Origin of the sequence: Gilliamella intestini (genome assembly GCF_900094935.1) — a bacterium.
GTDB classification, from domain to species: domain Bacteria; phylum Pseudomonadota; class Gammaproteobacteria; order Enterobacterales; family Orbaceae; genus Gilliamella; species Gilliamella intestini.
In genome coordinates this window covers 8,425-12,577 of record NZ_FMBA01000056.1, presented here as the reverse complement: position 1 = coordinate 12,577, position 4,153 = coordinate 8,425, and the positions used below count along the sequence as shown (strand labels likewise).

The following is a 4,153-nucleotide window of genomic DNA, read 5'->3' as shown; positions in this document are numbered from 1 at the left end:
TCCGGCTCGTAAAGGTAGGTTTGCCAGTGTTTATCATTATCCGTTTCAGCAATAAGCCGGCTACCTTGCCACAAATTTGTCTGGAACAAATTTGAACAACGCTCTAGCGTTGGCCCTGTAAGGGTGAGTCTCAAGGATGAGACGAATACAGGAATTCGGTAGTTTTATCATCCACGGTTTTGCTAGTACGCCGATTAAAGGCATCATAGGTGTAGGTGATAATGAGGCCCGTCGGCTTAATCACTTTGATTAACCGATGCCGGCAGTCGTACTCATAGTGGGTGACTAGACTGTGGTCTTTTCCGCGTTTTTCGGCAATGAGGTTACCAAAGTGTTCATAGTTAATTTGTTAGCATTTATCACAAAATTAACAATAAAAGTGTAACAGTAGATGGCTAGATGTATTCAGTTTTACTGCTAGTCGATACAATAATGATTAAAACAAAGCAAGTCAATTATTAGGCTTGCTTTGCTGATTTGATATGTGAAATAAAATCTCTTTCTAATTAAAATTGGAACTTATTCTACAGGCTCTAATGAAACTGCCATTTCTAAAGCTGTTTTAGAGCGATTTATTTTGCCATCAAAATCAGGTTGTAATTTCATTTCATCTAATGCATAAACGATACTTGCTCTATAGCCGATTTTAAATAGCTTGGAATCTTCTTTTTTGTTTGTATAAATACCAACAGATTGAATAGTTCCATCTTCAAGTAATAAATCAACTGTATTATTAAAATTTGAGGGATCTTGTCCTGCTACATAAGCTTTTTTAATTATTCCCGAAATAAATAATAAAGGGATTCTTCCTTGTTCAATACTATTCCACCACTCTTTTGTACCGAAAAGACCATTGGTGCCTTTTAGTCCCATTTTTGGTTTTGTTTTGTCTAGTGTTAATGCTTGTGTCAAAGCGGCCTTTTCTGGATTTTTTTTTAATTTTTCTGATAGTAAGTATACCATTTTCATTGGTACTTTTGAATTTTCTAACTTTAATAACATATTTTTACCTTTATTTTACTTTTTCAAAATGAACAATATTTTCATTAAAAATTTCTATGCCTCTACCTTGTCCAAGTTGGGTTGTCATTTGTCCGCCTTCAACTTTAAAACGTGTATTTGTTTTCATCCATTTTCCAGTTTTAATCGACATAGTAGGAAACACTTTTGCTGCCGCAGAATTTGCTGCAATACCTATTTCTTGTAGTTTAGAAAATGTGCCTTGTTTAACCACGATTTTTACGGTTACTCCATTATATTTTGATGAATATCCTAAAACTGGAGAGATGGAAGTTTCTGTTGTTGGAGGCATTTTTCCTGTTTTTCTAAATTGTTGATATTGTTCTTGGGACATAGTTCTATAAACAATTTCATTACCATATGCATCATACTGCTGAACAGGACTTATTGGATCCTTAGCTGTAGTGGTTGGAATACCTATTCTTTCTTTTTCTGCAACCCCCTCAAACCCACTATTTCCAACCTTAACCAACCCTAACGGATCAACCCAATTTATCGGATCACTACCGGTGTATTTAGGATTAGAATTATTTATACATTTATGAATGTTCACCAACAATCTTATTCGTATCTGTAATACTTTGACCTTCTAGAATTTTAGTCTTCATTTCAGGCATTAATTTTGAGACAATATTTGATATTCCGCTTCCAACTTGATTTTTCCACTTTCTAGCACTAATTAATACGTAAAAACAAAACCCTACGAATGCAAGGTTTGTCATTTATTTTTTATACATCCTCGGGAAATAGTCATTAATTTTGTCATTATCAAGCAATCTATCATTGGTAAAATCAATTATGTCTGATACTGCTATTCCATGACGTAATTCTTCAGGGAAATCTTCTATTGAAGCATATATTGTTGGCATTAAATATCTGAAATAATCCCCCATTTTAGTTTTATCATTATAGCCGACAGGATAATCTTCTCCTTCAAAACTTCCTTCAATTGCTTGGTATTCAAAAAAACCTTTATTTATTGCTAAATTAGCATCACTGTAATGACCTGAATGAATGAAATCATTTATTAATTCAGCTATAATTGCTTCCTTACCAAGATTATTTTTATGACGCCAATAAGAATATAAATCTAATTTAAAATCACCTCTTTTATTTTGGGGATAAGTTAAATAAACTGAAGATTCCTCCCACATATATTCATTTAATTGATCAAGTAATAACTCAGCATTTTCAATAGATAATAAACATTTTGGCAAATCACCAAAACAATTATTAACCATTACAGCTATTTTCCCATTTTTGTCCATTGCAAACCATGTAAAAATCGTTCCAAACTCTGGTTTCCAATTTATATTTAATATGCTCATTTCTATTTTTTCCCTTTTGGCCAAGTAATTCGGCAGTTTTGGCATGGTAGAATTACAGCTGCAGGAGGTATATGATTTTTTCCCCAAACATCCCGAGGTCTTAAAGCGTCTGTAAATTTTATATTTTCTGGATTAGAACCCATTCGAATTAATTTATCAGCTCCCGAGACTTCGGCACATGCACCGGCTTTATTTTTACAAAAGCTTGTAAATTCGCCTATCTTGACACCTAATTGTGTTTCAATATACTCTACTGTCCTTGGGTGTAATGCTCCTGCAGTTATATTAGCGTTACTGCTACCAATTGCTATTTGGCCTGTTACAGGATCATATGCTCCTACCATTGTTGCATTTTTTGCTGCTTGATTTTTTGAACCAAATTTATTAATTTCGTTTATTAATTCTTGTTGTGCTTGTATTGCTAATTTTTCAGTTTTAACAATATCAATCCCTGTTCCAGCAATCCCTTCAAACCCATTATTTTCAACCTTAATCAACCCTAACGGATCAACCCAATTTATCGGATCACTACCGGCATATTGGTAACTATTTAAGCCACCCAGTATACCAAGAGGATCTTGAGTAATATATCTGCCTGTAAATGGGTCGTAATAGCGGTTTAGGTTGTAGTGTAATCCCGTCTCCTCATCATAATATTGCCCTTGGAACCTTAGCGGGTTATCCGGCAGGGCTTGGAAATCGTCTTGATGGTAGGTTTCGTTTATTATCTGCCCATAGGCATTATACTGGCATTCATAGAGGGTGTCACCCATGTTGCTAGTAAGGGCAATGGGGGTGCCGAGGTGGTCGTTTTGGTACCAGTAAATTAATATTCTTCAGTAATTAATTTTAATCCATGTGATACTATTTCTTGTTTTAATTGTTCTTCGGTAAAATTGGGGTTCTCACGCAGAAAATCTAAAACCCAAATGAGATTCAATCTTTCAAAATGTTTAAAAAAAGAATATTTGTATACTGCTTCAAAAGAGAGAGGGCAGCCATCACCAGCTTTACCTTTCCCTTGTATGTAAATTATTGGTTTTCCTTTTCTACTATTATCCGCTGTAATTCCTATTTTCTCAACTCCATCATAGGCATTAGCTAAATCTGGATGCAGATCAATATCAACCAAAATATAAAATGAAACTCTCATATTCCTATACCTTCTTACAAAATTATTCTTTTAAAATAGTCACTTTTCTGAATTTAACTATCATATAATCAGCGTGTAATTGTTGTGCCCCTCCTAAACCATATTGCGGATATGCCTCAGCAAAAGGTTCAAGTTTCCCCGTTATAGTATCGCCAGCCCAATTAGGAATCCTAACCTTAGGTATTCCATTTTCAAAAAGTTGTAATGTATCAAATTCTCCTAAAAGTCGCGCATCAGACCATTCAGGAGAAATCTGAAATGCATTTCTAGCTTTAGACCCTAAATTAAACTTTTCGAATCCAAAATAACTTACATAATCTTCCATTTCATCTAATATTGTTAGTGCTTTCTCATTTAACATACCATCATCTTTCAAATACCGCATATAACGATAGCCTGTTGCTGGTAATGTCGCATTTGGACCTGCTGGTCCTACGTAAAAATCAACAACAGATTCAGCACCGGTGGTAGTTAGAGGAGATAATCCTAGCGGATCAACACAGTTAACAGGATTAGGGCAATATTGGTATAAGTTCGTACCACCCATTAACTTAATTGGATCTTGGGTGATATACCTGCCTGTAAATGGGTCGTAATAGCGGTTTAGATTATAATGTAATCCCGTCTCCTCATCATAATATTGCCCTTGGAA

6 protein-coding genes are annotated in these 4,153 nt (G+C 34.7%); all 6 read right to left on the bottom strand.

What is annotated here, in order from left to right:
* Nucleotides 1-519 precede the first annotated feature (519 nt).
* Entirely contained in the window at nt 520-1,002 is a 483-nt protein-coding gene (locus tag GA0061080_RS10660) for an immunity protein RhsI2 family protein (protein ID WP_091125354.1), read from the bottom strand.
* 10 nt (nt 1,003-1,012) lie between these two features.
* On the bottom strand, nt 1,013-1,573 hold the full coding sequence (locus tag GA0061080_RS12800; protein WP_209435817.1) for a hypothetical protein: 561 nt from the start codon (nt 1,571-1,573) through the stop codon (nt 1,013-1,015).
* A gap of 169 nt (nt 1,574-1,742) precedes the next feature.
* Nucleotides 1,743-2,348 (bottom strand): hypothetical protein, encoded by a 606-nt coding sequence (locus GA0061080_RS10645; protein WP_091125346.1) that lies wholly within the window; start codon nt 2,346-2,348, stop codon nt 1,743-1,745.
* 2 nt (nt 2,349-2,350) lie between these two features.
* Complete coding sequence (locus GA0061080_RS12795) at nt 2,351-3,175, bottom strand: RHS repeat domain-containing protein (protein ID WP_280642412.1); 825 nt, start codon at nt 3,173-3,175, stop codon at nt 2,351-2,353.
* Entirely contained in the window at nt 3,175-3,501 is a 327-nt protein-coding gene (locus GA0061080_RS10635) for a hypothetical protein (RefSeq protein WP_091125337.1), read from the bottom strand. The genes GA0061080_RS12795 and GA0061080_RS10635 overlap by 1 nt, the downstream gene beginning before the upstream one ends.
* Before the next feature lie 22 nt (nt 3,502-3,523).
* Nucleotides 3,524-4,153 (bottom strand): RHS repeat-associated core domain-containing protein (locus GA0061080_RS13015; RefSeq protein WP_141683143.1); only part of this gene is annotated, 630 nt, incomplete at its 5' end.

Bases quoted from the DNA above. Each gene is read 5' to 3' on its own strand.
- GA0061080_RS10660 (WP_091125354.1), bottom strand. From the start codon at position 1,002: ATGTTATTAAAGTTAGAAAATTCAAAAGTACCAATGAAAATGGTATAC.
- GA0061080_RS10645 (WP_091125346.1), bottom strand. From the start codon at position 2,348: ATGAGCATATTAAATATAAATTGGAAACCAGAGTTTGGAACGATTTTT.
- GA0061080_RS10635 (WP_091125337.1), bottom strand. From the start codon at position 3,501: ATGAGAGTTTCATTTTATATTTTGGTTGATATTGATCTGCATCCAGAT.